Annotated in this window: 25 protein-coding genes; 4 read left to right on the forward strand and 21 right to left on the reverse strand. The window is 40.4% G+C overall.

The annotated features are described in order from the left end of the window. The first annotated feature begins 113 nt into the window (after window positions 1–113). Window positions 114–1,052 carry a LysR family transcriptional regulator gene (locus tag B4F91_RS14895; RefSeq protein ID WP_024033768.1) on the forward strand — a complete coding sequence of 313 codons (939 nt, stop codon included), beginning with the start codon at window positions 114–116 and terminating at the stop codon, window positions 1,050–1,052. Here the strand turns inward: B4F91_RS14895 and B4F91_RS14900 are convergent. Further along, complete coding sequence (locus B4F91_RS14900) at window positions 1,041–2,318, reverse strand: VCBS domain-containing protein (RefSeq protein ID WP_286939055.1); 1,278 nt, start codon at window positions 2,316–2,318, stop codon at window positions 1,041–1,043. The two genes, B4F91_RS14895 and B4F91_RS14900, sit on opposite strands and share 12 nt — an antisense overlap. Window positions 2,319–2,533: 215 nt before the next feature. Here B4F91_RS14900 and B4F91_RS14905 point away from each other — a divergent pair, with 215 nt between their 5' ends. Then, window positions 2,534–2,773, forward strand: a complete 240-nt coding sequence (locus B4F91_RS14905) for an RNA recognition motif domain-containing protein (RefSeq protein ID WP_024033770.1) — start codon at window positions 2,534–2,536, stop codon at window positions 2,771–2,773. A 57-nt stretch (window positions 2,774–2,830) separates the two neighbouring features. Here B4F91_RS14905 and B4F91_RS14910 read toward each other — a convergent pair whose 3' ends face one another. Then, window positions 2,831–3,424, reverse strand: a complete 594-nt coding sequence (locus tag B4F91_RS14910; RefSeq protein ID WP_286939057.1) for a TetR/AcrR family transcriptional regulator — start codon at window positions 3,422–3,424, stop codon at window positions 2,831–2,833. Between the two features lie 182 nt (window positions 3,425–3,606). On the opposite strand from B4F91_RS14910, the gene B4F91_RS14915 reads away from it, so the two are divergent. Beyond that, window positions 3,607–4,632, forward strand: coding sequence for an MBL fold metallo-hydrolase (locus B4F91_RS14915; protein ID WP_414704617.1), 1,026 nt, complete (start codon window positions 3,607–3,609; stop codon window positions 4,630–4,632). Between the two features lie 55 nt (window positions 4,633–4,687). Here the strand turns inward: B4F91_RS14915 and B4F91_RS14920 are convergent, their stop codons facing one another. Then, complete coding sequence (locus B4F91_RS14920) at window positions 4,688–4,837, reverse strand: hypothetical protein (RefSeq protein ID WP_024033773.1); 150 nt, start codon at window positions 4,835–4,837, stop codon at window positions 4,688–4,690. A gap of 155 nt (window positions 4,838–4,992) precedes the next feature. On the opposite strand from B4F91_RS14920, the gene B4F91_RS14925 reads away from it, so the two are divergent. Beyond that, window positions 4,993–6,615: a M28 family metallopeptidase gene (locus B4F91_RS14925; RefSeq protein ID WP_286939061.1), complete on the forward strand. Its 1,623-nt coding sequence runs from the start codon at window positions 4,993–4,995 to the stop codon at window positions 6,613–6,615. Between the two features lie 52 nt (window positions 6,616–6,667). Here B4F91_RS14925 and B4F91_RS14930 read toward each other — a convergent pair whose 3' ends face one another. From B4F91_RS14930 to pnp, 18 genes are all read right to left on the reverse strand, one after another. Then, on the reverse strand, window positions 6,668–7,612 hold the full coding sequence (locus B4F91_RS14930) for an EAL-associated domain-containing protein (protein ID WP_248462488.1): 945 nt from the start codon (window positions 7,610–7,612) through the stop codon (window positions 6,668–6,670). A 232-nt stretch (window positions 7,613–7,844) separates the two neighbouring features. Then, window positions 7,845–8,051: an EF-hand domain-containing protein gene (locus tag B4F91_RS14935; protein ID WP_029772194.1), complete on the reverse strand. Its 207-nt coding sequence runs from the start codon at window positions 8,049–8,051 to the stop codon at window positions 7,845–7,847. A 73-nt stretch (window positions 8,052–8,124) separates the two neighbouring features. After that, the gene (locus B4F91_RS14940) at window positions 8,125–8,328 is read right to left on the reverse strand and encodes a calmodulin (RefSeq protein ID WP_286939063.1); all 204 of its coding nucleotides are present in this window, start codon (window positions 8,326–8,328) and stop codon (window positions 8,125–8,127) included. A gap of 420 nt (window positions 8,329–8,748) precedes the next feature. Then, a complete protein-coding gene (locus B4F91_RS14945; RefSeq protein ID WP_004585903.1) occupies window positions 8,749–8,961 on the reverse strand; it encodes a calmodulin-like protein in 213 nt (70 codons plus the stop codon). A 539-nt stretch (window positions 8,962–9,500) separates the two neighbouring features. Beyond that, window positions 9,501–9,716 (reverse strand): TIGR02450 family Trp-rich protein, encoded by a 216-nt coding sequence (locus B4F91_RS14950; RefSeq protein WP_024033778.1) that lies wholly within the window; start codon window positions 9,714–9,716, stop codon window positions 9,501–9,503. A 101-nt stretch (window positions 9,717–9,817) separates the two neighbouring features. Then, the gene (locus B4F91_RS14955) at window positions 9,818–10,168 is read right to left on the reverse strand and encodes a cupredoxin domain-containing protein (RefSeq protein WP_024033779.1); all 351 of its coding nucleotides are present in this window, start codon (window positions 10,166–10,168) and stop codon (window positions 9,818–9,820) included. Window positions 10,169–10,178: 10 nt separating this feature from the next. After that, on the reverse strand, window positions 10,179–12,422 hold the full coding sequence (locus B4F91_RS14960; protein ID WP_286939065.1) for a heavy metal translocating P-type ATPase: 2,244 nt from the start codon (window positions 12,420–12,422) through the stop codon (window positions 10,179–10,181). Continuing rightward, the gene (locus B4F91_RS14965) at window positions 12,419–12,856 is read right to left on the reverse strand and encodes a MerR family transcriptional regulator (protein ID WP_024033781.1); all 438 of its coding nucleotides are present in this window, start codon (window positions 12,854–12,856) and stop codon (window positions 12,419–12,421) included. The genes B4F91_RS14960 and B4F91_RS14965 overlap by 4 nt, the downstream gene beginning before the upstream one ends. Before the next feature lie 137 nt (window positions 12,857–12,993). Continuing rightward, window positions 12,994–13,491 (reverse strand): DUF2059 domain-containing protein, encoded by a 498-nt coding sequence (locus B4F91_RS14970; protein WP_054982209.1) that lies wholly within the window; start codon window positions 13,489–13,491, stop codon window positions 12,994–12,996. Between the two features lie 292 nt (window positions 13,492–13,783). Further along, on the reverse strand, window positions 13,784–14,116 hold the full coding sequence (locus B4F91_RS14975) for a Na+/H+ antiporter subunit G (RefSeq protein WP_004585897.1): 333 nt from the start codon (window positions 14,114–14,116) through the stop codon (window positions 13,784–13,786). A 9-nt stretch (window positions 14,117–14,125) separates the two neighbouring features. Continuing rightward, window positions 14,126–14,395 carry a K+/H+ antiporter subunit F gene (locus B4F91_RS14980; RefSeq protein ID WP_004585896.1) on the reverse strand — a complete coding sequence of 90 codons (270 nt, stop codon included), beginning with the start codon at window positions 14,393–14,395 and terminating at the stop codon, window positions 14,126–14,128. After that, window positions 14,389–14,925 carry a Na+/H+ antiporter subunit E gene (locus B4F91_RS14985; protein ID WP_054982208.1) on the reverse strand — a complete coding sequence of 179 codons (537 nt, stop codon included), beginning with the start codon at window positions 14,923–14,925 and terminating at the stop codon, window positions 14,389–14,391. Before B4F91_RS14985 ends, B4F91_RS14980 begins: the two co-directional genes overlap by 7 nt. Then, window positions 14,925–16,442, reverse strand: coding sequence for a monovalent cation/H+ antiporter subunit D (locus B4F91_RS14990; protein ID WP_286939067.1), 1,518 nt, complete (start codon window positions 16,440–16,442; stop codon window positions 14,925–14,927). Before B4F91_RS14990 ends, B4F91_RS14985 begins: the two co-directional genes overlap by 1 nt. Further along, window positions 16,439–16,792: a Na+/H+ antiporter subunit C gene (locus B4F91_RS14995; RefSeq protein WP_004585893.1), complete on the reverse strand. Its 354-nt coding sequence runs from the start codon at window positions 16,790–16,792 to the stop codon at window positions 16,439–16,441. Before B4F91_RS14995 ends, B4F91_RS14990 begins: the two co-directional genes overlap by 4 nt. Then, a complete protein-coding gene (locus B4F91_RS15000) occupies window positions 16,792–19,584 on the reverse strand; it encodes a monovalent cation/H+ antiporter subunit A (protein ID WP_055253048.1) in 2,793 nt (930 codons plus the stop codon). The genes B4F91_RS14995 and B4F91_RS15000 overlap by 1 nt, the downstream gene beginning before the upstream one ends. A 154-nt stretch (window positions 19,585–19,738) precedes the next feature. After that, complete coding sequence (locus B4F91_RS15005; RefSeq protein ID WP_286939068.1) at window positions 19,739–20,872, reverse strand: hypothetical protein; 1,134 nt, start codon at window positions 20,870–20,872, stop codon at window positions 19,739–19,741. Next, on the reverse strand, window positions 20,856–21,734 hold the full coding sequence (gene nlpI / locus B4F91_RS15010) for a lipoprotein NlpI (RefSeq protein ID WP_029773956.1): 879 nt from the start codon (window positions 21,732–21,734) through the stop codon (window positions 20,856–20,858). The genes B4F91_RS15005 and nlpI overlap by 17 nt, the downstream gene beginning before the upstream one ends. 140 nt (window positions 21,735–21,874) lie before the next feature. After that, a partial coding sequence (gene pnp / locus B4F91_RS15015) for a polyribonucleotide nucleotidyltransferase (protein ID WP_288635947.1) occupies window positions 21,875–23,762 on the reverse strand: 1,888 nt, incomplete at its 5' end.

Genomic DNA, 23,762 nt, shown 5'->3' on the forward strand with positions numbered 1-23,762 from the left:
CTGCTTATATTATGAACGCGGTAAAAGCATAAAAATAATTATATTATTGTATAAAACACATCACTAAAAATGATGTAAAATAATCTTACATTTAAAATTTATAACGGTGCTATATGCGTCCTCAAGAGCTTAATTTACTAATGATTTTTGATGCCATCATGACTGAAGGCAGTATCACTCGTGCAGCAGAGCAATTATCGCTGACACAACCTGCGGTATCTAATGCGCTTGCACGTATGCGCGCAGCGTGGGGAGAAGAGTTATTTATAAAAGATGGCCGAAATATTCAACCTACTGCATTTGCTAACAATTTATGGGGGCAAATACAGGGGCCACTTGGATCATTAGAGCATGCTATAAACCAAAGTGAATTTAACCCAGCGACAGCGCAGCGCACTTTTCGTATTTCTGCCGCTGATATATTTGTAGAAATGATATGGGGGCCTCTTCGTAAAATTATTGAGCAGCAGGCCCCAGGCATTAATATCCATGCAATCCCTAATCGGGCGGTAGAGGCTGCCAATGTACTTAAAGACGCCGAAGCCGAACTGGCAATTAATCGCTACACCCTGTCTGAAAACGTTATTAGAGCCGAGCACTTATTAAAGCCTAAATATGTTGTACTTATGCGCCCTGACCACCCGCTTGCTAATGCCCCATTAAGTATTACTGACTTTGCTAATACAGATCATTTATTAGTATCAATTACGGGCGATATTTTAGGGCCATCTGATCAAGCACTAAGAGTATTAGGGTTAAAACGCCGAGTAGCGATGACGGTAAATAACGCGGCAAATGTACCTAATATTCTTAAAAATACCGATCTTATTTGTGTCATCCCATCAATAGCGCTTGAGCAGGAAATATTTACCAATAAGCTCGTGGTTTTAAAAAGCCCTATTGATACGCCACCAACGCCTGTCTCTGTTATTTGGCATAAGCGCCAAGACAACGATGCCGGTTTGCAGTGGATACGCCGCCACATAGTGGCTATTATTCAACAACGTGTAAGTAGCCACGATAAAAAACTAGGCAAATATTTACTGCGCTAAAACGCCTTTTTTAATCACAAAATCAGCAAATCTTACTTGCTCTTCTTCAGCGCGAAGGCTATCGGTTTCGACTATTGAACGATAGATACCCCATTTAGGACGGGCAAAGTCATCATCTCTAAAGCCACGCCACATATCTATGTTTTGCTCGCTAATGCTAAATAGCTCTTCGTTGTCACTTAACCGGGTTAGGGTCATTTCAAATTGCCCCGCTTCACTAAAAGTAGCTTGTACAAATACCGCAATCCATTCATCAGTAATAAGTGACCAGTCGGTTTCGATAAGGTTTTTATCAAGCCCTGTGCTGTTACCGTTTTCATCAAAGCCTGCGCTATAACGTACTTGCAGCTGATTACCTGTACTGTTTTTTTGTGCACCAGAGAGCGTAATAATAGGTTGGTCGTCGTTGCCATTGGTATTGTCGTTGCTGTCGTTACGGGCTTTTATTTGGAAAAAGTGACTAAATTTACTACTCAGCTCAAGCTCGCTAGAGACTTTAAACTTCCAACTGTATTGTACGGTTTCGTCTTTAAAGGCAAGTGTTGCGGCGGGCGATTTATCAAAGGCTTTTATTTCGTTGCGCTGGCGGTCGGTTGCGCCCTTATCTTTATCTTGGTCTTCATCACGATGTGCTAAAAACACAAAGTGATTACCTACGATTGAGTCAGTATCTTCAATAATATGCACAACATCTTGATGATTCCCGCTATACATATCAGGCGATTCAATTGCACCTTCACTAAACGCATTTTCTATTAATGTATAAGCACTTAGCCCTGTGTTTTCGCCATCGGCATTGAGGGTTGTTTCTTGCGTTACTATAAAATCATCACGGCCTGCAGTGCCTATAATGCTTATAGACACTGTCGCTTCGGTGCCATCTGCCGATGTGACGGTTATTTCATCAAGTAAGGTTTCGCCCTCGTTTAATGCACTCACAGTGGCATGCTCGCCATTAAGTGTATATGACCAATTACCATCCTCAGTTAAGCTAAATAAACCATAAGCTGTGGTGTTATTGCTTTGCGTTTTAAATACTGCCTCATTGGCTTGTGCATCCGTTATAGATAGTTCACCTGTAATTGCTATATCGCGGGTATTTTCAATACTTACAGCTGTTTGACCGCTAATTACTGCGGCGTTTTGCGCTACAACCGATGCATTTACAGGCTCACTTTTTGACCCTGAGCTGCCGCACCCTACAGCTAAAATACCCAAAGAACAAACACAAGTAATAGTTAAAACACGCAAGCCAAACTTTGACATAAACAACCAGCCCAGGTTAATGGTAAGTAAATAAAGTAAAATATAACTTACCAATTATTTGTTTTAATAACTAGATCTTTATTACCAGTATGGTTTTATAATTGTTAGCAGAGCTATTTGTGAAAAACAACTTTAAATAAAAGGGTTAAAATAAAATTAGGTTAAAACCAAGTTACTTGAGATAATCCGCAGCGAACCCCTTATTTAGGTTATATATGAAATTATTAGTTCGTAATTTGTCTCGCGCTACCACAGAGCAAGACCTTCGCACGTTGTTTGCAGCACACGGTAAAGTAACTACCTGTAACTTGGTGCTTGATAAAGATACTGGTTTATCAAAAGGTTTTGCCTTTGTAGAAATGCCAAACGACATAGAAAGTAGAAGCGCTATTAAAGCACTTAATCAATTAAGCGTTGATAAAAGCAAAATTCGCGTAAAATACGCAGATGAGTAATTAGTTACTTGCTATATTATTAAAACCAGCTATTTGCTGGTTTTTTACGTTTTAAGTTTATGCTTTATATTTAGCCAGAAATAAGCTGACTGTTTGTTCAATTACTTTATTATTTTGCTGCTCTGTTATTGTTTCAAAACCATAAAGTAGCGGATAAAACACAAACGATTTTAATTGATACACAAACTGTTTAGCAGCTATATTTAGCTCATCACCTTTTAAAACACCTGCTGTTCTAGCTTGCTCTAAAAAATCTTCTAAATAAGTCATACACCCCATAGTATTATTACTTAAAGACTTTGCTAGCTGCGGCTCTTGTAGCATTTGCATAAAGGCAATTTTAGCTAAACGTAAAAAATCAGGCGATGTAAGCATAGCCACTTCTTGCTCGGCAATAGCAGTAAGCTGCAAATCAATTGGTTGATTTTTATTAAAGTAAATAACATCACCATGATTAATTTTAGCCAGCATAGTCGTTAAAATAGCCTGAAATAGCTCTTCTTTTGTCGCAAAGTGATTATAAACAGTTCGCTTAGAAGCCTCCGCTTTTGCAGCAACTTGATCCATACTAGTGTGCTCTACACCGTTTTCAAAAAACAGATGCTCTGCTGCTTGAAGAATATTTATGCGTTTTTTTTCTGATAATTTCATAATGGGTTCTGCAATTATTAATAGCTACATTTTAACTAAACAATAAAAAAATGCACTGTATAGTTTACTTTTCATCAAAACAATGAAAAACTACACTCATTAGTTTACTTTAAGGTTTAACGATGACATTTATAAAATGGGTAGTTGTGATCATCGCCATCATTGTTTTTGGAGGTTGTAGCGTGAATAAACAGATAGTTGCGCAAGGTGTTAATGAAGCACCTAATGTAGATAACTACGAAAATGGTAGATTTCATAACCATCAACAGGTTGAGCCGAATAGCTTTAAGAAAACACTCGGAATTTTAGGGCGTTACATAACAGAAAAGCGTACCAACATTACACCTAAAAAGCCCATTGCAATTAAAAGTGTTACAGCAAAAATGCTTAACTCCCTTGCAAATAATACTGTGCATGTCATTAAACTTGGCCACTCTAGCGTGCTTTTAAAAGTGCATGGCGAATACTGGTTACTCGATCCGGTATTTAGTGAGCGCGCATCTCCTTTTTCTTTTGTAGGGCCAAAGCGCTTTTCTAAATTACCTATTAGTATTAGCGAACTGCCACCAATCGATAAGGTGCTTATTTCGCACAACCATTACGATCACCTTGATAAATCAGCTATTAAAAAGCTGTCTGCAAAAACTAAGCAGTTTTATGCGCCACTTGGTGTAGATACCGATTTAGTTAAGTGGGGAGTGAATGAAAACAAAATTAGCACATTCAACTGGTGGCAGGAGTTACAAACCGAACATGCATTAGTTGCCTTTACTCCTACCCAGCATTTTTCGGGCCGTGGATTAAGTGATGCAAACAACACACTTTGGGGTTCGTGGGTTATTAAAACCTCCCAGCAAAGTGTTTATTTTAGTGGTGATTTGGGTTATTTCGCAGGCTTTAAAGAAATTGGTAACAAGTACGGTCCTTTTGATTTAACCCTAATTGAGACAGGCGCCTACGACAAAGATTGGGCCGATATACACATGACACCAGAGCAATCGGTTCAAGCTCATATTGATTTACAAGGTAAAACTTTAGTGCCTATTCATAACGGTACGTTTGACTTGGCGTTTCATGCTTGGGTTGACCCATTTGAACGAGTAACGGCTGCAAGCAACATAAATAACGTAACATTGAGTACACCCGAGTTTGGACAAATATTTACCCCTACCGACGCTGCAATAACCCATAAATGGTGGAAAAAATAATTTGGTAGGTGTTTTAAAGGTATTTATTACAAGGTGTTAATTAAATAAGCGGCTATTAAGCCGCTTTTTTTATACTAATTGTACCTAACACTACAAAAGATGCAGCTAAAGCAAAAAACATCGCTTGCTGTGCGAGCAAAGCTGCTGCAAAAAATGCTACGCCGCTGCCTATAAACAGGTATCCGCTTTTTTTAGATTGGCTCATTGTGTGTGCTCCATTTATTGTTGTCGATTATTTATACACCCTACACCGGCAATTTTCAATTTTTGAAAAATAGAACTGGCAAGGTGATAAATATTCGACTCACATCAGTGCTTCCTTTATATTAAAAGCCAATTTTTAAAACTATTCAGAAAACTATGGCCTCTACTTTTTTTAAAAGCGCTAGCCTAAGCCTGCTAGTCGCTCTCTTTGGTTGCTCTGAACCTGCAAGCGAGCATTCTTCTTTAGAAAATACGCCCGGCGTAAGCCTAAATAACGTTAAACAGCATATAAAAACGCTAGCCTCTGATGACTTTCAAGGTCGCGGCCCACTTACTCATGGTGAAGTAAAAACCGTGGGTTACTTGAGCGAGCAATACGAAGCTATGGGTTTAACTGGGGCGTATAATGGCAAGTTTTTACAGCCGGTAAAAATGGCAATGGTCACGGCCAACCAAAATATGCAATTGCAGGTGGGCGACTTAAAGTTTAAAGCAGGTAACGATTTTACCGCCCGTACAGAGCAATTACAGCCAGTAATAGATGTACGAAACTCTGACATTGTATTTGTGGGTTACGGTATTAATGCCCCCGAATACAACTGGAACGATTACGAAAACATTAATGTTGAAGGTAAAACCGTTATTGTATTGGTAAACGACCCTGGCTTTGCTACACAAAACGATGCGTTATTTACAGGTAATGCTATGACCTACTACGGCCGCTGGACTTACAAATACGAAGAAGCCGCACGCCAAGGTGCCAAAGCGGTATTTATTGTGCACGAAACTGCCCCTGCGGCTTACCCTTGGGGCGTGGTTGAAAGCTCAAACACAGGAACTAAATACACCCTGATGGACAATAACCTAAACGCTTCTAAGCTCCCAGTTATGGGCTGGCTAACACTTAATACTACTGAGCAAATTTTTAATGCCGCACAGCTTAACTACCAAAATTTAAAACAAAAGGCTTTAAGTGATGACTTTAAAGCCACAGCGCTTAATTTAACAGCCAACCTTTCATTTAAAAACGAAGTATCGCATGCCAAATCACATAACGTAGTTGCGCAAATTACAGGAAGCGACGCCCCTAATGAATACGTGGTAATAGGTGCTCATTGGGATCATTTTGGTACCAAGCAAACCGACAGCGGCCCTAAAATTTATAACGGTGCAGTGGATAATGCCTCTGGCACAGCGGCCACACTTGAAATTGCCCGCATTATGAATCAAATCCACCAACAAACACCGTTTAAACGCTCTATTTTATTTGCTAATTTTACCGCAGAAGAAACTGGCCTCATTGGCTCGCAAGAGTTTGCAACCGGTGGCGTTGTGCCCACTAAACAAATGGTCGGGCTATTAAATATTGACGGAATGAACGTGCTAGATGGCACCGATTACATTTTGCAATACGGTAACGATTTATCCACCCTAGAAAACTACCTAGCAAACGCGGCAAAAGCGCAAGGTCGCGTTGTTAAAATGGACCCTCGCCCGCAAAACGGTTTGTTTTTTAGATCAGATCATTTTTCTTTAGCTAAGCAAGGTGTGCCGAGTTTATTATTTATGAGCCTTGGCGATACCGACCCTGATTACATTGCGCATAAATACCATAAAGAAGCCGACGATTACTCGCCGCAGTGGTCATTAGGTGGCGTAAAGCAAGACATAGAGCTTATTGTTGATATAGCCACACAGCTTGCTAACAATGGCGATTGGCCTACATGGACGAGTGACTCAGACTTTAAAGCAAAGCGCGAGCAAGATAAGCCGCATTAGCAGGTAAAGTTTAAAGCTAAATAATAATCATACCAATCGCATTAAAATCCTCCTACTTGGAGGATTTTAATTTTGAGCGCGCCCGCATTAGTAAGGTTTCGGCTTTTGCTCCTAAATACACATAAATAGCCAAGGCTATTAAAAGCCCTACCACCGCAAGCATCATCGCAATGGCCGGTAATAAGTATTCAGCCTGCCCCAACGCTGCCTTAAACATGGTTAATAGCGCCTCAATAGATATTGCAATTAGCACGGTAGATATAAACCGGGTAATTGTGCGCCGTGTAGAAGAGTGTCTAAATATATCCTTATGCATTAAGATCTCTTCTTCGAGAATGGTCTTTCCTAAATCAAACACGGCCAATGCTAAAGTAATATATATAATAATGCTAAAGGGCTCGAGGGGATCAGACGCTGAGTCAAAGTGGGTAAATAATGCATATATATCGTTAAATACTATGCTCAGTAAAAAGAGTACCAAAGTAAATAAACACGCCACAATCACCCCATAACCCGCTTTAAAATAAGGCGAAATACCGGCACGCGCGCTGTCTCCCATTACAAACTCAATTAACTGGGTTAAGCATACGTCTAACACTAAATAATGCTGCTGGTTAATAGGCTTTTTTAACTCTTTAATAGCCGAAATACATAAATGATTAGTTGCGATAGAAATATACGGATCGGTAAAGCACACCGAATCGGTTTGTTTAGATTGTAAAAAGTAAGGGCGCTCACTTAAATCTTGCTGATTACCTTGCTCGGCTAATTTTTTATAGGCACGCTTAAAGCAAACGTTATTGCCTTGCTGAAGCCCAGATTCGTTTAAACAGTATTGCAGCTCTAAAAAGGGATATTGCTTTACTAAAAAACGCGTATCTCGATTTTTGTTAAGCCCATCTTCAATACTCATTAAAATAGAGTCAAGCAAGCTATGTATTACTTGCTCATATTCATGGTAGCGCTCAACACTACTTATATAACTCATTCGCGCCATAATTGTGTACTCACTCAGTTGCTATAGCGTTAACTAAGCAAGTTTAAAACCAAGTGTAAAAAGTGTTTTTATTCATAAGGTTAAGGTTTTAACTTGCGCTCATTTGCACCTATTTGGTGAAAAAGCCGTTATGCCTGCGCCACGCACAAAAAAAGCAGCTAAGTAAATGTTACTTAACTGCTTTGTGAGTATGACCTGATAAATTTTAAGCGTGTAAAACTACGCCATAAAATTATTGTACTTTAGAAAACTCTTGCTGTGAAAGCTCACCATTTTTATCTGTATCGAGCTTATCAAACAACCGTGCTAACTGTGCGTTGGCTTGTGCTTCTGTTTTGCTAATTACGCCATCGCCATTGGCATCAAAACTGTTAAAGTCGACCGCGGCAAACGCCGCTGATGAAGAGGCAAGGGCTAGAAGTGCGATAAATTTTTTCATAATCATTTCCTTAGGCTAAGTGCTTGGCAAAGGGGAAGAAATCCTTTTCTGAGATCCATAAAGGGAGAATCGGTTATTTGTATTCAAAAAAATCGTTTTCGGTTAGGCCATTTCGGCTTTGCATATTTAATTGCTGCACTATTTGTTCTGCTGATTGATCACTTTGGTTTATTAAAACACCTTCGCCTTGCATAGGTGTTTTAAACTCTGTATTTGCCAATACCACCGATGATGACACCAAGGTGATAAGTACAAGTGTTGTTTTCAGCTTAGTCATAATGTAATCCTTCAATAATATGCATTACCTGTATAAATTTGCACTGAGGTGGTTACAATTCACTTCCTTGTTATTCTTTTTAATAGGCTCCCTTGCCTATTTAGGTTGTCTTTGGCAACTCAGAATTATGCTTACACCACAGCGCATTAATCGTCTACGCTTGTAAAACCTCTGCTTTAAAAAGTTTACCGTTTGTTGGTGTCAAACTTTGCAAATGTGCCAGAAAATACCAGCGCTATTGCAAGCAAAGTTAGGTATCGCTTTTACATAACGATTCCTTCGCTATGTGTTTATAATAAAGTGCCCTGTGTATTACACTGTCCTTGTTATTCTTTATGGTAAGCTCCCTTGCCTACTTAGGTTGTCTTTGGCAACTCAGAATTAACGTGCCACTGGGCGTTAACTACTCAAAGCACTCACTTATGCTTTGTCGAACTCACTCTTGGATAGCTCGTTGTTTTTGTCAGTATCAAGTTTTGTAAACTGACTCATTAATTCAGCATCAGCAGATGCTTCTAACGGGCTTAATGTGCCACTGCCATCTTTATCGAGTGTGTCAAAATCTGTCACTGCAAAAGCCGCTGATGAAGAGGCTAAAGCCATTAATACCAATGTTGATTGTGCCTTTTTCATAATGAAATCCTTCATAGGGTTAGGGGAGTAGCCAATTGGCGTTACCCACGTTTTGCTTAATACAGCTTAGCTATTACAACTTCAGTGCCATGTTTTATTTTTACTTAATAAACAACGAGTTATACAATAAGTATATGAAAAATTAAGTTTCGAGGGGTATTTTTGTTGCTTTTTAGCAACAGTTAGATGAGCCAATTAAAATAAACCATTAGAATCAACAGCTTATGATTTACAAAAAAGCCACACATGAGCTAAAAGCTAACTAAAAAAATAATGTGGGGAAGTTTAAGAATAAACTAAAGCTGAACAGCTTAATTAAAACAATTAAACGTCATAAAACCTAAAACATAACCAATTGAAATATATTGATATTTAAAAAATACTTAGCGTTTATTTTTTTAAAAGCATGGCAAGCCTGTAAAAAAACAGGCATTTGTTGCCAAATGGCGAATTTAGTAAAAGGAAGGGATTAAAAAGGGAGCGCATTGCATTTTGTTGGGCATAACAAATTGGCGATTTAAGGTATAAAAACAATTTAACTACTTCCAGCCTTGACGCCATTTTTGTGTGTCTTTTAAATCTCGCCAGCGTATTGAGTACTGATTTTTAGAAAATACCGACTCGGTAATGCATTCAATTACATTACCCTCTTCATCGTATTCTACTTCTACAATGATAAAGTGTTTTTCTTTATTGATAGCTGGAGTGGCAGTCCACTTACTGTTTAGTAATTTTTTAGGGTTTAAGTTATTCATTAAATAATCGAGTGTGTTTAATTAACACTAATACGACATAACCCGTTGTTTAGCTCAACATAAAGTTAGACCGTATTAATGTTACTTCATCAACTCACTGGTTACTCAGCGATTAACTTACCTTTATACATTTTCATTTGGCAATGAAAGTCGTACTCACCTGCTTTAAGTGCAGGCAAAGTGATTTTATTATCTCCCATTGCAAGGCTTTCACTTACATCAAGCTGCGGGAACACCATAGTTTCGGCGCACGGTGCACTGTCTTTTCTATCAAATGTAAGCGTTACTTTTTTATTGGCCGCCACCTTTATATGACTTGGTTGATAAACGCCGTTATCTACCACTATGGTTTGCGTATTATCATTACTGTGTATTTGCTTTGGCTTATAAAGCCAAAACCAATAAATAATGGCCACTATTAATACTGCACCAAGTAAATTTATCATTAACATTATCGACTCCTTAGCGCTTATTGGGTTTATAAAAACGTAAGCGATTAGCATTGGTGACTACTGTCAGTGATGAAAGCGCCATAGCTGCGCCCGCCACTACTGGGTTTAGTAGTACACCAATAAACGGATACAACACACCGGCTGCAATAGGGATGCCCGCAACGTTATATATAAAGGCACCAAACAAGTTTTGTTTAATGTTTTTAATTGTTGCCCTGCTAATGGCAATAGCATCGGCAAGGCCATGAAGTGAGCCACGCATTAAAGTAATATCGGCGCTTTCTATGGCTACATCTGTACCTGTGCCAATTGCAAAACCGACATCTGCTTTAGCAAGCGCGGGGGCATCATTGATCCCATCACCCGTCATGCCTACAATTTCGCCTTGCTGCTGGCGTTTAGTGACTTCGTTTACTTTATCCTCTGGCAACACTTCTGCGATAAAATCATCAATACCGACTTTTTTAGCCACAGCGTGTGCGGTCGCTTTATTATCGCCAGTGAGCATTACTAGATGAATACCTTCATTTTGCAGGCGCTTAATTGCCTGTACTGAGTCTTCTTTTAGCGGGTCCGCTACCGCAATTAAGGCCATTAGTTGATTATTACAGGCAAAGTACATCGGGGTTTTTGCATCATTTGCAAAGGTGTGTGCTTGCTCTGTGGCGTCATCAACTGCAATCTCGTATTTATCCATAAGCGCTTTATTGCCAAATAACAGCGTTTGCCCATTCACCGCTCCACTTACACCTTTACCGGTAATCGCATCAAAGTCGGTAGCTTTACTCAAGGTTACATTTTGTTTTTGAGCGTACTGTGTAATCGCCTCCGCAAGTGGGTGCTCAGAGCTACTCTCGAGGCTTGCAACTAATTGCATTACGTTATTTTCATCTGCGTTATTAAACGTTACAACATCTGTTACCTGTGGTGCACCTTGGGTGATAGTCCCGGTTTTATCTAAAATCATGGTAGTAATTTTAGAGGTAGTTTGCAGTGACTCGCCATTGCGAATTAATATGCCAAACTCGGCGGCTTTACCTATTCCCACCATTACCGACATAGGCGTTGCTAAACCCAGCGCACATGGGCATGCAATAATCAGCACGGTGGTTAACGCTACCACTGCATAAGCTATTGAAGGAGCTGGGCCAAAATTCAACCATGCAAGGGCTGCTAGTATCGCAATTATCATTACTGTGGGCACAAAAATGCCCGATATAACATCGGCTAATCGCCCTATTGAAGGCTTAGAGTTTTGCGCGCGTTTTACCATATTAATGATATTGGCAAGGGTTGTTTCTTGGCCTATATGTGTGGCTTCAAATAATAATGTACCACTTTTATTAATGCTGCCAGCAACCACTTTATCGCCAGCTTGTTTACTCACTGGCATAGGCTCACCCGTGAGCATAGATTCATCTAATCTGCTGCTACCTTCGAGCACATCACCATCTACCGGGATTTTTTCGCCTGGGCGTACCCTTACATGGTCGCCCTTTTGCACATCACTAATGTCTATATCTTGCTCTGCGCCATCGCGTATTACACGGGCTGTTTTTGCTTGTAAGCCAATTAAACGCTTAATAGCCTGCGAAGTACGTCCACGCGCTTTCACTTCAAAAGCCAGGCCTAAACTAATTAACCCGATTATCATTGAAGAAGCTTCAAAATAAACGTGCCTTGCAACCTCAGGTAGTAAGCTAGGCGCAAGCACAACAAACATTGAATATAACCACGCAGTGCCCGTTCCCAAAGCAATAAGCGTATCCATGTTAGCCCCATGATTTTTAAATGACTGCCAAGCACCTTTATAAAATTGCTTACCTGCTACAGCCATAACGACAAACGTGATAATACCGACCACACCCCATGCAATTCGCTGGTTAGTGGTTGTCACGCTCATATCAAAAATAAGCCCATAAATCATAAGCGGTACGCCCACACCTAAAGCCAGCATCATGTTGCGCATTAGCTTTTTGTAATGTGCCTCGTCTGACTTGGCTTTTTCATCAAGCGCATCTTGCTCTGATGTGTTATCCATAGGTTTTGCGCCGTAACCTATATTTTCAACGGCGCTAATTAATGTGCTTTGCTGCGCGCTGCCCTCGACTCGTACCGTGCGATCTGCAAAGTTCATTTCGACATTGTTTGCGCCTTGCACACTATTGAGGGCTTTTTCTATTTTGGCTACACAACTGCCACAATTAGCACCTTCAATAATAAAGTTTTGCTCTGTTGTTTTACTGCTACTCATTGCACATCTCCGCTTTTGTTTGGCTCAACAAGTGGGTCAACAAACGTCTCTATTAAGCTACACACATCACTTGCAACAGCGCCATCTGCCGATGTTTCCCACTGTTTTAACGCCGCTTGCATACGCACTCGTAATTTAAGGGTTTCTTGAAACAAGGCTTCGGTTTCTTCTAAACGTTTTGCAATAATTTGCCGTGTAAGTGGGCATGGGCAATGTCCTTGTTCTGACTCGCCAATGATATGCTGTATATCTTTTAGGGAAAACCCAAGCTTTCGGGCGCTTATAATAAACTGTAAACGTTGGCGGTCTGCTTTTGTATATTGTTGATAGCCATTACTTTGGCTACGTATGGGCGTTAAAAGGCCTATTCGTGTGTAATGACGAACTGTATCAGGCGTTACACCCATTAACTTCGCTAATTGCTTAACATACATAATTTAGCCCCCTTTGATTTAGAGCTCAATTGTAAACCTATGTGTGACACACAGGTCAATAGAGGGGAGCATTAAAGCATAATTTAAATTTACTGGAGCTGATAAAATAAAAGCGCGCTTAAAAAGAGGCAGAGAGATTAATTTTCTTGTTGGCGAGAGGCTTTTAGCTCTTCACTTAGCTCACCGGCTATTTGCTGAATTTTTGGCATTGCATCTTGCACTAAGCTTTGCGACATTTGCATAGACTCTTGCATTACTACAGGCATTTTTTGAAGAATTTTTTGCCCTGTTTCAGTTTTATAAAACGCCAGCATGTCGGCAATTTCTTGCTCGTTAAAATGTTTGTCGTAAACGTTAACCATCATCGGCTGCATTTTTTTCCAGCTCATTTCGGTTTTAAGTACGTTGGTCATATCTGCATAGTATTTATCAAAAATAGCTTGCTCAGAGGGCTTAACACCCATTTGTGCAGACATGTTTTTCATCATGCCTTCAACTTGCCCGTACATAGAATCAACCATAGCATCCATGTTCATCACGTTTATCAGCTCATCTATTTTTTGCTGCTTAGTTGCCTCGTCAGCCAATACGCTGCCAGAAAATATAAGTAACGAAAGTAATAGTGCCTTAGCCATTGTCATATCCTTAAATATAAAAAGTAAGACCATACTCACATGATTAATATCAATCCGCAATAATACTTACTCATTTTACGGGGCTAAACGGGTCGCTACTTACGTTAAAAAATGCTCATTCTGAACAACTAAATAGCTAATTTTTTTACTAAATTATCAACACGTTTTACCAGCCTCAGAATAAATTACTTAATTATGCGAACGGGTATAAAATAGTTTGTAAATGTGTAAATCCATACTAAAAAGGCCAAATAAAACATGTTTATTTGGCCTTTTTATCAGTGCACAGGGGCTAATCGTCTTCTACGTTATCGAGCCCTTTTGTGCCTTCCTTTGCTTTAAGCTTATGATGAATCGCTGATTTTATTAACATATACCCACTAATAGGGGCAGTAATTAATAAAAACACGGTAATTAAAATCTCTTTTACGCTTATGGTGTGCACCGACGTTGCAAAAAACACCATTGCAGCAATTAATATGCTAGCCATACCCAGTGTTGTTGCTTTAGTAGGGCCGTGTAAGCGCATGTAAAAATCAGGTAATTTAATTAAGCCCAGCGACCCTATTAAAATAAATAGCCCACCAAAAAGTAGTAATATTGATACAACCCACTCGCTTATCATTATAATATCCTATTCAATTAAGTCGCCGCGTAGTAAATACTTACAAACTGCAACAGTACTTATAAAGCCAAGCATCGCGATTAATAACGCGGCTTCAAAGTACAAACCAGTGCCCATACTAATACTGTATAAAATAATTAACGCGATAACATTAATGTACATAGTATCTAGGGCTAAAACTCTATCAGGCACTGAGGGGCCAATAATTAATCGCCATAGGTTTAACAGTAACGATAAACCAATCATGGCAAATACAATAAGTAATACAGTATCTAACATTGAAATATCTCCTTTAGGGGAGCTTCGTAGCGCTGTTTAATTTGTTTAATAAGTGCCTCTTCATCTTTTAAATCAAGCACATGTATAAGTAAATAGCGCTGTTTAGGCTTTTCGCCTTCCTCTAGTGACTCAGGAATAGGATATACCTCGGCACTTACTGTACCAGGTGTAAGAGATACACAACTGGCAAGAATTGTAATGGGCATATCGTGTATTAAATCTATAGGCACTTTAACAAAAGCAGGGCGTAACTTTTTAGCTGGGCCAACGATTAATAAGGCTACCTGCAAATTAGCAACCACTATATCGTAAAGTACAATGAGTAATTGTTTTAGTGCCAAACCTGGTTTTAGGATTAAGGGTTGCGGATCACGTAATGAAACACTTAATAGCGGTATAAATATCGCAAAAAAAGTAGCTAATACTATATGCCCTGCGGATACACTATTATTAAGCAACAACCAAATTAAGAATAAAAACAAACTACGAAACGGCGTTGGCAACCAACGATAACGGGCTTGTAACCTCATTACTCACCTCCCTTCATAACTGCATTAATGCCACCACTTATATCATGCAATTGCGTAGCAGCACTGACCATGTATTCACTTATTGGTCCGCCAAAAACAACTAACAAAGGTGAGCACGCAAGTAGCCCTACAATTATCATCACTTGTAATGGGTGAGCATTTTCGCCCTCGGCGCTTTCTGTTTTATTGCCTTTTCTTTCCCAAAACATACTTGTACCAGCACGAGAAAGTGCAACTAATAAAACAAAGCTAGCAATTAAATAAACAGGCCAAAATAGTAAGGCTTGCTCGCTATTTAAGGTTGTTTTGAGGATCCAAACTTTTCCAACAAACCCCGATAGCGGCGGCATACCTACTACGGTTAATGCAGCAATTACAAAGCATGCTCCCAATAAGTAAGGTTGGTTTACGGCTCGTCCGGCAACCAGTCTATCCCCTACTTTGCCCCTTTGTGTGGCAATTAAATCAGCTAATAAAAATAGTGCAGCGCTGACTAATGTGGAGTGCACTAAATAATAAAGCAGTGCAGCTGTTGCAGTTACGTTTTGCAGTGCAATTAGAGCGACTAACGTCCCTACTGATACAACAACTAAATTTGCCGTTAACTTACGTAAATCTTGCGCAGCCATTACGCCAATTGCACCAACCACTATAGTCGCAATGGCTAAGCCCCATAACCACGATTGCGCCATATGTTCAAGCTCACCGGCTTGCTCACCAAAAATAACGGTATAAACGCGCAGCATGGCGTATACACCCACCTTGGTCATAATAGCAAATAAAGCGGCAACCACAGGCTTTGCACTGGCATAAGTATTAGGTAGCCACAAGTGCAAGGGGAGCAATGCGGCTTTTAAAGCAAATACAACTAACAGCAGTAAGCCGCCGGCCTTTGCCAAATAGACATCATCGCCCGTTAACAGGGCTACTTTTTGCGTCATATCAGCGATGTTTAATGTACCCAGTACGCCGTATAAAATACCTAAACCAATTAAAAACACGCTCGAGCCAACCAAATTTAATATGACGTATTGGAGCGCTGCACGGGTATTTTGTTTATCTCCGGCATGCATAAGTAGTGAGTATGAGGCAATCAACAGCACCTCAAAAAATACAAATACATTAAATAAGTCACCCGTTAAAAATGCCCCATTAACACCTAATATTAAAAAATGAACTAATGGATGAAAAAAGTTTCCTTTTGCATCATCGCCGGCACAGCCATATAAAATGACTCCCATTCCTAAAAAGGATGTGAGTGCAACCAATAAAGTAGAAAGCATATCGGCAACAAGCACTATGCCAAAAGGAGCAGACCAATTACCAATAGCGTATACGTTGATACCACTGTTATATACATGGGTTAACAGCAATGCACTAACAACAAATGTGATCACCGCCATAATTGATGAGGCAATACGGCGAATACGTAAACTTTTACCACAAGGTGGCAAAAGCAATATTACCGCTGCCAACATAGGTAATAAAATAGGCAAAGAGGTTAAATGTTGAATCATTTTTGCTCCTTGCTATCGGCTGCACTTTTGATGATTTGCCCATCAACATGATCGCTTCCTAAATCGGCTCTACCACGTATAGCCAAAATAACCACAAACGCAGTCATTGCAAACCCTATCACTATTGCAGTAAGTACTAGTGCTTGAGGTAAAGGGTCGGCATATTCAGCCCCTGTACCAAGCACAACCGCTTTATTTATGGTTAAGCGACCCGCAGAAAACAAAAATAAGTTAACGGCATAGGAAATCATAGTAAGGCCAAGCACTACCGGAAACGTACGGGCTCTTAGCAGTAAAAACACACCACAACTAACTAATACACCAACGCAAGATGCGTACAATAGCTCCATTAAATATTTACCTCTTTTTTCTGGGTATCTGCTGTCATGTTGCCAAGGCTTGCTAATATCATTAACGTGGCTCCAACCACTGTTAAATAAACGCCTAAATCAAACACAATTGCGCTTGCAAGTTCTGTTTTGCCAATAAATGGGATATCGAAATAATCAAACCACGTAGTTAAAAACGGCCGTTCAAAGAACCAGCTACCAACTCCAGTAAACAAGGCAATACCGATACCTGATGCAATAATCTTCCGGTAGTTGACTGCAAAGCGCTCGCTTATCCAAGCTGAGCCATGAGCCATGTACTGCAATATAAAGGCAATTGATGTTACCAACCCTGCAATAAAGCCACCGCCAGGTAAGTTATGACCACGTAAGAAAATATAAGCCGATACTAATAATGCAAGCGGTAATAAGCTATGCGAAATACTGGCAAGTAGTATAGGGTGTCGCTCGCGTGCCCATGGGCGCCCTTCACCATCACTTGCTGGCATGAACAATGGAATACGAGAAAGCACTTTAAATATACCCAACGCTGCAATACCCAATACGGTTATTTCGCCTAGGGTGTCAAAGCCCCTAAAATCAACCAAAATAACGTTTACTACATTGGTACCGCCACCTCCTGTTTTGGCATTGGCTATGAAAAAATCTGATATCGATTCGAGTGGCCGTGTAAGTAATGCATAACATATACTTGCCACCACAACACCTAAAGTTGAGGCTATCCCTAAATCTCTGAGTACTCGTAATGAGCTAGACTCTTTAGGCGTATGTTGTGGTAAGAAAAACAACGCCAACATTAATAAAATAACGGTTGCTACTTCTACCGTTAATTGCGTAAGCGCTAAGTCGGGCGCAGAAAAACGCGTAAACGCCACCGACACCATAAGTCCTACAATAGAAATCATTAGTAACGCAACTACGCGTGAGCGATGCCAAATAACGGTAGCAAAAGCACCTATAATCAGTAGGCCTGCACCTATTGCGTTATGCACATCAACCGGAATACGCGGCATACTTCCCGCTAATTGTTGCATTTCAAATAATGGCCAACCGGCACATAACAATACCACCGCCAGCATTACAAAAATGTAGCGTTGTAATGAGCCATTTTCGATAGTGTTTACCCTGCTTTGGCACCAATTAATAACCTTAAGCACAATTAGCTCAAAGGTTTTTTTAGCATTAAGTGGCGGTAATGATGCTTGAAATTGAAATAGGTATTTACGATTTATATAAATAAACAAACCACCCACTACCGCCATGGCGCTCATTAATAGCGGTAAGTTAAAACCATGCCATATAGCCAGTTCGTACTCTGGTACCTTTTGACCAAGTACAGCCAAAGACGCAGCAGATAAAATGCCATCGACTGAAAAATGCGGGAACAAACCAACCAGCACACACAGCACAACCAGTACTTCAATGGGTAGTCGCATGTAACGCGGAGCCTCATGCGGCTGGCGTGGTAAATCAATTGGTTCGCCATTAAAAAATACATCGTGAATAAAACGCGACGAATAAGCCACCGATAACGCCCCTGCAATAGTGGCTAACACCGGGATTAACCACGACATAGAGCCAAGCACTTGCTGATGTAAGGTTTCGGCAAAAAACATTTCTTTAGATAAAAAGCCATTAAGCAATGGCACACCCGCCATTGAAGCAGCCGCAACCATGGCAAGTGTGGCTGTATACGGTAAATACCGCCACATACCATTAAGCTTACGCATATCACGAGTGCCGGTTTCATGGTCAATTATACCTGCTGCCATAAATAGCGAAGCTTTAAACGTGGCATGATTAATAATATGGAATATTGCCGCCACAGTAGAGAGCTCAGTATCTAGGCCCAATAACAGGGTAATTAATCCTAAATGGCTAATGGTTGAGTACGCTAACAGGCCTTTTAAATCGTGTTTAAATAAGGCGATATAAGCACCAAATAAAAGCGTTGTTAAACCGGTTAAACCAACCAGTAAAAACCAAGTATCTGTACCTGAAAGTACCGGATGAAAACGCGCTAATAAAAATATACCTGCTTTTACCATAGTCGCAGAGTGTAAATATGCGCTAACAGGGGTTGGGGCTGCCATAGCGTGAGGTAGCCAAAAATGAAATGGAAACTGTGCCGATTTAGTAAATGCACCTAGCAAAACTAATACCAGTGCTATTTCGTATAAATCATGTGATTGAACAATTGCCTTGCTAGCTAAAATTACATCTAGGTCGTAACTGCCAACGATATCGGCCACTAACATTAAACCTGCCAGCAATGCTAAGCCACCGGCACCAGTAACAGCTAGCGCCATGCGAGCGCCCTTTCGTGCTTCTGTTTTATGCCACCAATAGCTAATTAATAAAAACGAGCTAATGCTGGTCAGTTCCCAAAACAGCCAAAGCTGAATAACATTGTTAGACATAACAATGCCCAGCATTGCGGTCATAAACAGCAATAAGTAACTATAGAGCTTAGCTAAGGAGTCGTTTTTACTCAGATAGTAACGTGCGTAGGTAATTACCAGTATGCCTATGCCTAAAATCATAAACATAAACAGTAAGCTCAAGCCATCAAGACGAAATGATAAGTCCAGTCCAACAGCGGGGATCCACGTTACAGCATAACGAATCGTTTCACCTGCTAAAATAGCGGGGGTGTGGTATAGCGTAATACCTAATGCTGCTAAAGGGGCAAGTACAGTGACAGCTGCAGCTTGCGTACGGGATAGTTTGCCGGTGCATGAAGAAATAACACTGCCAATTAAGGATAACAAAGGTATCCAGAGCAAAGTCATAATGTAGGGCCTTTTATAATCATAAGTTTATCCTTACGTTTTATACATCACGAAAAGATGCTTTTACTGTCTGTTTTTAAACGACATTAATACGTACAGTTATACTTATAAACGGCCATTTTGTCTATAGATAGCAAGCCTAATCGATTTAAATTTAATCAAGCTGAGCGGTTTTAGCAGCATTGATTTGATCAACCCACAAAGCCCTGTACCGCTTTGATAAACCTAGTTGTTGATACTGCATAATTGACCATTGCTTAGCTGGCTTATATGCCACGCCGCCTTGCTGGCAGCTTAAGCTTTTGTGCCATCCATTTGGCGCAGCCTCACCTTGCGAAATATATAAATTTGGGGCCACGTATCCTTGGCGTTTACACAACCAGCGCTGTTTAGAAATAGGCAGCGTATATTCATCTTCAAAACCACTAAAGTGCATTAGCTCATGCAAAAATACATTATAGTTTGCTTGGGTACTTAGCTGCATTTTTTTACCTGTTACATTGGCGCTGCCGCTCGTACCCATAATTACAGTGTAGTCATAGCCGTTAGTAAACTGTGCTTTTAAGTACGCCTTTTGCCATAGGCAATTAGCCATGCCCGAAGTGGTAGCGCAGTCAATTGCGCCCCCAGCGTAAACCGGTTTACTTAAGCAATACGCCCCGCTTTGCGGCTCAGGTTTTTTATTATACTGCGCGGCAAAACTTGATAACTTAAACAAGGCTTCTCTATTTACACCTAATAGCAGCACATTATAACTACAGCTATTGTTAATCGGCGGGCGTGTATTTAACGCTGCAAAACCAAGCTGATGTAAAAAGGAAGGCGAAACTTGCTCATAGTCACTCCCTTTGTGCAGCGCTAAATGGTTAAATGCTGCGCCTTTAGGCAGTAAGTTTTGAGCTAACAATAGTTGAAGATCATTCCAGCGACCTTGCTTTAAAAGAGCATGCGCGAGTTGTTGGCGCTTGTTGTGCCCAACATGCTCTATACTTTGTAGCCAAAATAACTTTGCTTGTTCGTTTTTGCTTGCATTAATCAGTTTTAAAGAATAATTGTACTGGGCTGATGGGATATTTTTACGCGCTAAAAAGCCTAATGTCAGCTCGGGAAGATGCGCAATATTATTTGAAAAGTAACGGGGAAATTGCCAATAACTTTGCAGCGGATTAGCCTGAGCGTGAAGTACATGCCAAAAGCTAATGCTGCTTAACTGGTTACTAGAGCCTGCAATAAGCAGGCTAAATAGCAAACCAATCAGATAACACAGGTATTTAACTAGCGTCTGCACCAGCCATAAGCTCAAGCTCTAAACGTGCATATTTGTATTCAATAAACTCATGCACATTAGTGGATAATGCCAACCTAAAGTAATCAGCAGCTAAAAACTGCTCACCGGCTGCTTGATGCATTTTGGCTAAATAAAAGTACGCCTCGCACAAGCGCTGTGCGTATTCTTGCTCTGACTTAACGCCCTCGCTAATACCCGATAAAAACGTATGCTCACTCATATCGCCGGTATAAAGCGAAATTAGCTGATACGCCCATTGCGATTCATCAAGGGCTGCAGCATTTGTTTTAAGAGCCGCTAATGCTTGTTGTTTATCCTCTTGCGACTGTGCAAGGTAAAGCCATAAAACACGGTAAGGATCGTTGGGTGAACGCGCTAAAAACTCATCAAAGTCACTTTGCGCTAGATTTGCTCTTTCACCATAATACAGTGCAATGCCACGGTTTAAATAAGCGTATTCATGCTCTTCATTAAGCTCAAGGGCTGAGTCAAAAAACTCATACGCTTTTTCGTATTGCTGCATTAAAGTGTGCTGAATACCTAAAAAGTTATACACCTCAGCTAAATCAGGCTTTAGTTTTATAGCGCGGTTAAAATCAATGCGCGATAACGTGGTCATTCCTAAGCTATCAAATAATACCCCACGGTCATAATAAAGCTTAGCTTGTTGCTCGGTACTTAAATCGGCTCGATTTAATAGCTCAGAGTAACGTGCAATCGCAATTTCACTTCTAAAGTCAGATGCAAGGGGTGCAGTAAAAGGCACATTAACAATCGGCGTAGGTTTTGATTCAGTCGTGGTTTGGCAAGCGCTTAAAGACAAAATAGCAAAAGATGCCAAAGCTAAATGTTTGAGTATCATTAAAATCCTTAATACCAAGATATATCGCAATAAAAATAAGACAGACCTTGTCTAATAAGGTTTCATTAAAGCATAAAAAAAGGGGCTAAACAGCCCCTTTTTTATTATCCCGCGTATATTAACGGGTTAAAGTTTAGCAATTATGCGTCTTTTGACTCATCAGCTGCAGGTGCTGCTGATTCCATTGCTTCTTTAATGCTTAGACGTACACGGCCTTGGCGGTCTACTTCTAGTACTTTAACTTTAACTTCTTGACCTTCACTTAAGTGGTCAGTTACGTTGTTAACACGCTCTGTGCTGATTTGAGAAATATGCACTAGGCCATCTTTACCAGGAAGAATGTTTACAAACGCACCAAAGTCAACAATACGTACAACTTTACCAGTGTAGATAGTACCTACTTCTAGTTCTGCTGTTAATTGCTCAATACGTGTAATTGCGTTTTGCGCGCTTTCACCGTCTGTTGCAGCAATCTTAATTGTACCGTCGTCTTCAATTTCAATTGTTGTGCCTGTCTCTTCAGTAAGTTGACGGATTGTAGCGCCACCTTTACCAATTACTTCAGCAATCTTCTTAGCAGGAATTTGCATAGTGTAGATGCGAGGAGCAAACATTGATAATTCTTCAGAAGGAGCAGAAATCGCTTCATCCATCACACCTAAAATGTGTAAACGTGCAGCTTTTGCTTGTTTAAGCGCAATTTGCATGATTTCTTGTGTGATACCTTCAATCTTGATATCCATTTGTAGTGCAGTGATACCGTTAGTAGTACCTGCTACTTTAAAGTCCATGTCACCTAAGTGATCTTCATCACCTAAGATATCTGAAAGAACAACAAACTTCTCACCTTCTTTCACAAGACCCATCGCGATACCCGCAACAGATGCTTTAATTGGTACACCCGCGTTCATAAGTGCTAGTGACGTACCACAAACAGATGCCATTGAAGACGAACCGTTAGATTCAGTGATTTCAGATACAACACGAATTGAGTAAGGGAACTCAGTAAGTGTAGGCATTACAGCAGAAATACCACGCTTAGCTAGGTTACCGTGACCAATTTCACGACGCTTAGGAGAACCTACAAAACCAGTTTCACCTACACAGAATGGAGGGAAGTTGTAGTTAAGCATAAAGTGGTTTTTGTGAGTACCCGTTAAATCATCGATTAACTGTGAATCACGTTCTGTACCAAGTGTAGCTGTAACTAATGCTTGAGTTTCACCACGAGTAAAGATTGCAGAACCGTGAGTACGTGGTAATACGCCTGTCATTACGTCTAATGCACGGATCATGTCTGGTTCGCGACCATCGATACGTTTTTCACCAGCAGTGATGCGGCCACGTACAATTTTCTTCTCTAAAGAACCAAATACTTTACCTACTTCTTGCTTATCAAGTGTTTCATCTTCAGCAAGCTCGCTTGTAAGCGCTTCAATTACAGCGTCTTTTGCTGCAGTTAATGCTTCTTTACGCGCTACTTTATCGGTAATACGGTAAGCTTCACCTACTTTATCAGCAGCAAGTTCAGCTACTTTTTCTTCAAGCGATACGTTTTTCTCAGGTGCAGACCAATCCCATGTAGGCTTGCCCGCTTCTGCTTTAAATTCGTTAATTGCGTTGATAATAGCTTGAGATTGCTCATGGCCGTATACAACCGCACCTAGCATTACGTCTTCAGCTAGTACGTCAGCTTCTGATTCAACCATTAGTACTGCGTTATCAGTACCTGCAACTACTAAATCAAGTTGGCTTTCTTCAAGCTCTTTTAGTGTTGGGTTAAGTACGTACTCACCGTTGATGTAACCAACGCGAGAAGCACCAATTGGGCCGCTAAATGGGATGCCAGAGATAGCAAGTGCTGCTGATGTACCAATCATCGCAACCATATCTGGTTGGATTTCAGGGTTTACAGAAACAACAGTTGCAATAACTTGTACTTCGTTTACGAAACCATTTGGGAAAAGTGGACGAATTGGACGGTCAATAAGACGTGCAATAAGTGTTTCGCCATCGTTAGGACGACCT

The organism is Pseudoalteromonas sp. UBA6610 (assembly GCF_002433295.1).
GTDB classification, from domain to species: Bacteria; Pseudomonadota; Gammaproteobacteria; order Enterobacterales; family Alteromonadaceae; genus Pseudoalteromonas; species Pseudoalteromonas atlantica.

Coding starts and splice junctions, on each gene's coding strand:
- B4F91_RS14895 (WP_024033768.1), top strand. CDS start 114: ATGCGTCCTCAAGAGCTTAATTTACTAATGATTTTTGATGCCATCATG.
- B4F91_RS14900 (WP_286939055.1), bottom strand. CDS start 2,318: ATGTCAAAGTTTGGCTTGCGTGTTTTAACTATTACTTGTGTTTGTTCT.
- B4F91_RS14905 (WP_024033770.1), top strand. CDS start 2,534: ATGAAATTATTAGTTCGTAATTTGTCTCGCGCTACCACAGAGCAAGAC.
- B4F91_RS14910 (WP_286939057.1), bottom strand. CDS start 3,424: ATGAAATTATCAGAAAAAAAACGCATAAATATTCTTCAAGCAGCAGAG.
- B4F91_RS14920 (WP_024033773.1), bottom strand. CDS start 4,837: ATGAGCCAATCTAAAAAAAGCGGATACCTGTTTATAGGCAGCGGCGTA.
- B4F91_RS14925 (WP_286939061.1), top strand. CDS start 4,993: ATGGCCTCTACTTTTTTTAAAAGCGCTAGCCTAAGCCTGCTAGTCGCT.
- B4F91_RS14930 (WP_248462488.1), bottom strand. CDS start 7,612: ATGGCGCGAATGAGTTATATAAGTAGTGTTGAGCGCTACCATGAATAT.
- B4F91_RS14935 (WP_029772194.1), bottom strand. CDS start 8,051: ATGAAAAAATTTATCGCACTTCTAGCCCTTGCCTCTTCATCAGCGGCG.
- B4F91_RS14940 (WP_286939063.1), bottom strand. CDS start 8,328: ATGACTAAGCTGAAAACAACACTTGTACTTATCACCTTGGTGTCATCA.
- B4F91_RS14945 (WP_004585903.1), bottom strand. CDS start 8,961: ATGAAAAAGGCACAATCAACATTGGTATTAATGGCTTTAGCCTCTTCA.
- B4F91_RS14950 (WP_024033778.1), bottom strand. CDS start 9,716: ATGAATAACTTAAACCCTAAAAAATTACTAAACAGTAAGTGGACTGCC.
- B4F91_RS14955 (WP_024033779.1), bottom strand. CDS start 10,168: ATGTTAATGATAAATTTACTTGGTGCAGTATTAATAGTGGCCATTATT.
- B4F91_RS14960 (WP_286939065.1), bottom strand. CDS start 12,422: ATGAGTAGCAGTAAAACAACAGAGCAAAACTTTATTATTGAAGGTGCT.
- B4F91_RS14965 (WP_024033781.1), bottom strand. CDS start 12,856: ATGTATGTTAAGCAATTAGCGAAGTTAATGGGTGTAACGCCTGATACA.
- B4F91_RS14970 (WP_054982209.1), bottom strand. CDS start 13,491: ATGGCTAAGGCACTATTACTTTCGTTACTTATATTTTCTGGCAGCGTA.
- B4F91_RS14975 (WP_004585897.1), bottom strand. CDS start 14,116: ATGATAAGCGAGTGGGTTGTATCAATATTACTACTTTTTGGTGGGCTA.
- B4F91_RS14980 (WP_004585896.1), bottom strand. CDS start 14,395: ATGTTAGATACTGTATTACTTATTGTATTTGCCATGATTGGTTTATCG.
- B4F91_RS14985 (WP_054982208.1), bottom strand. CDS start 14,925: ATGAGGTTACAAGCCCGTTATCGTTGGTTGCCAACGCCGTTTCGTAGT.
- B4F91_RS14990 (WP_286939067.1), bottom strand. CDS start 16,442: ATGATTCAACATTTAACCTCTTTGCCTATTTTATTACCTATGTTGGCA.
- B4F91_RS14995 (WP_004585893.1), bottom strand. CDS start 16,792: ATGGAGCTATTGTACGCATCTTGCGTTGGTGTATTAGTTAGTTGTGGT.
- B4F91_RS15000 (WP_055253048.1), bottom strand. CDS start 19,584: ATGACTTTGCTCTGGATACCTTTGTTATCCTTAATTGGCAGTGTTATT.
- nlpI (WP_029773956.1), bottom strand. CDS start 21,734: ATGATACTCAAACATTTAGCTTTGGCATCTTTTGCTATTTTGTCTTTA.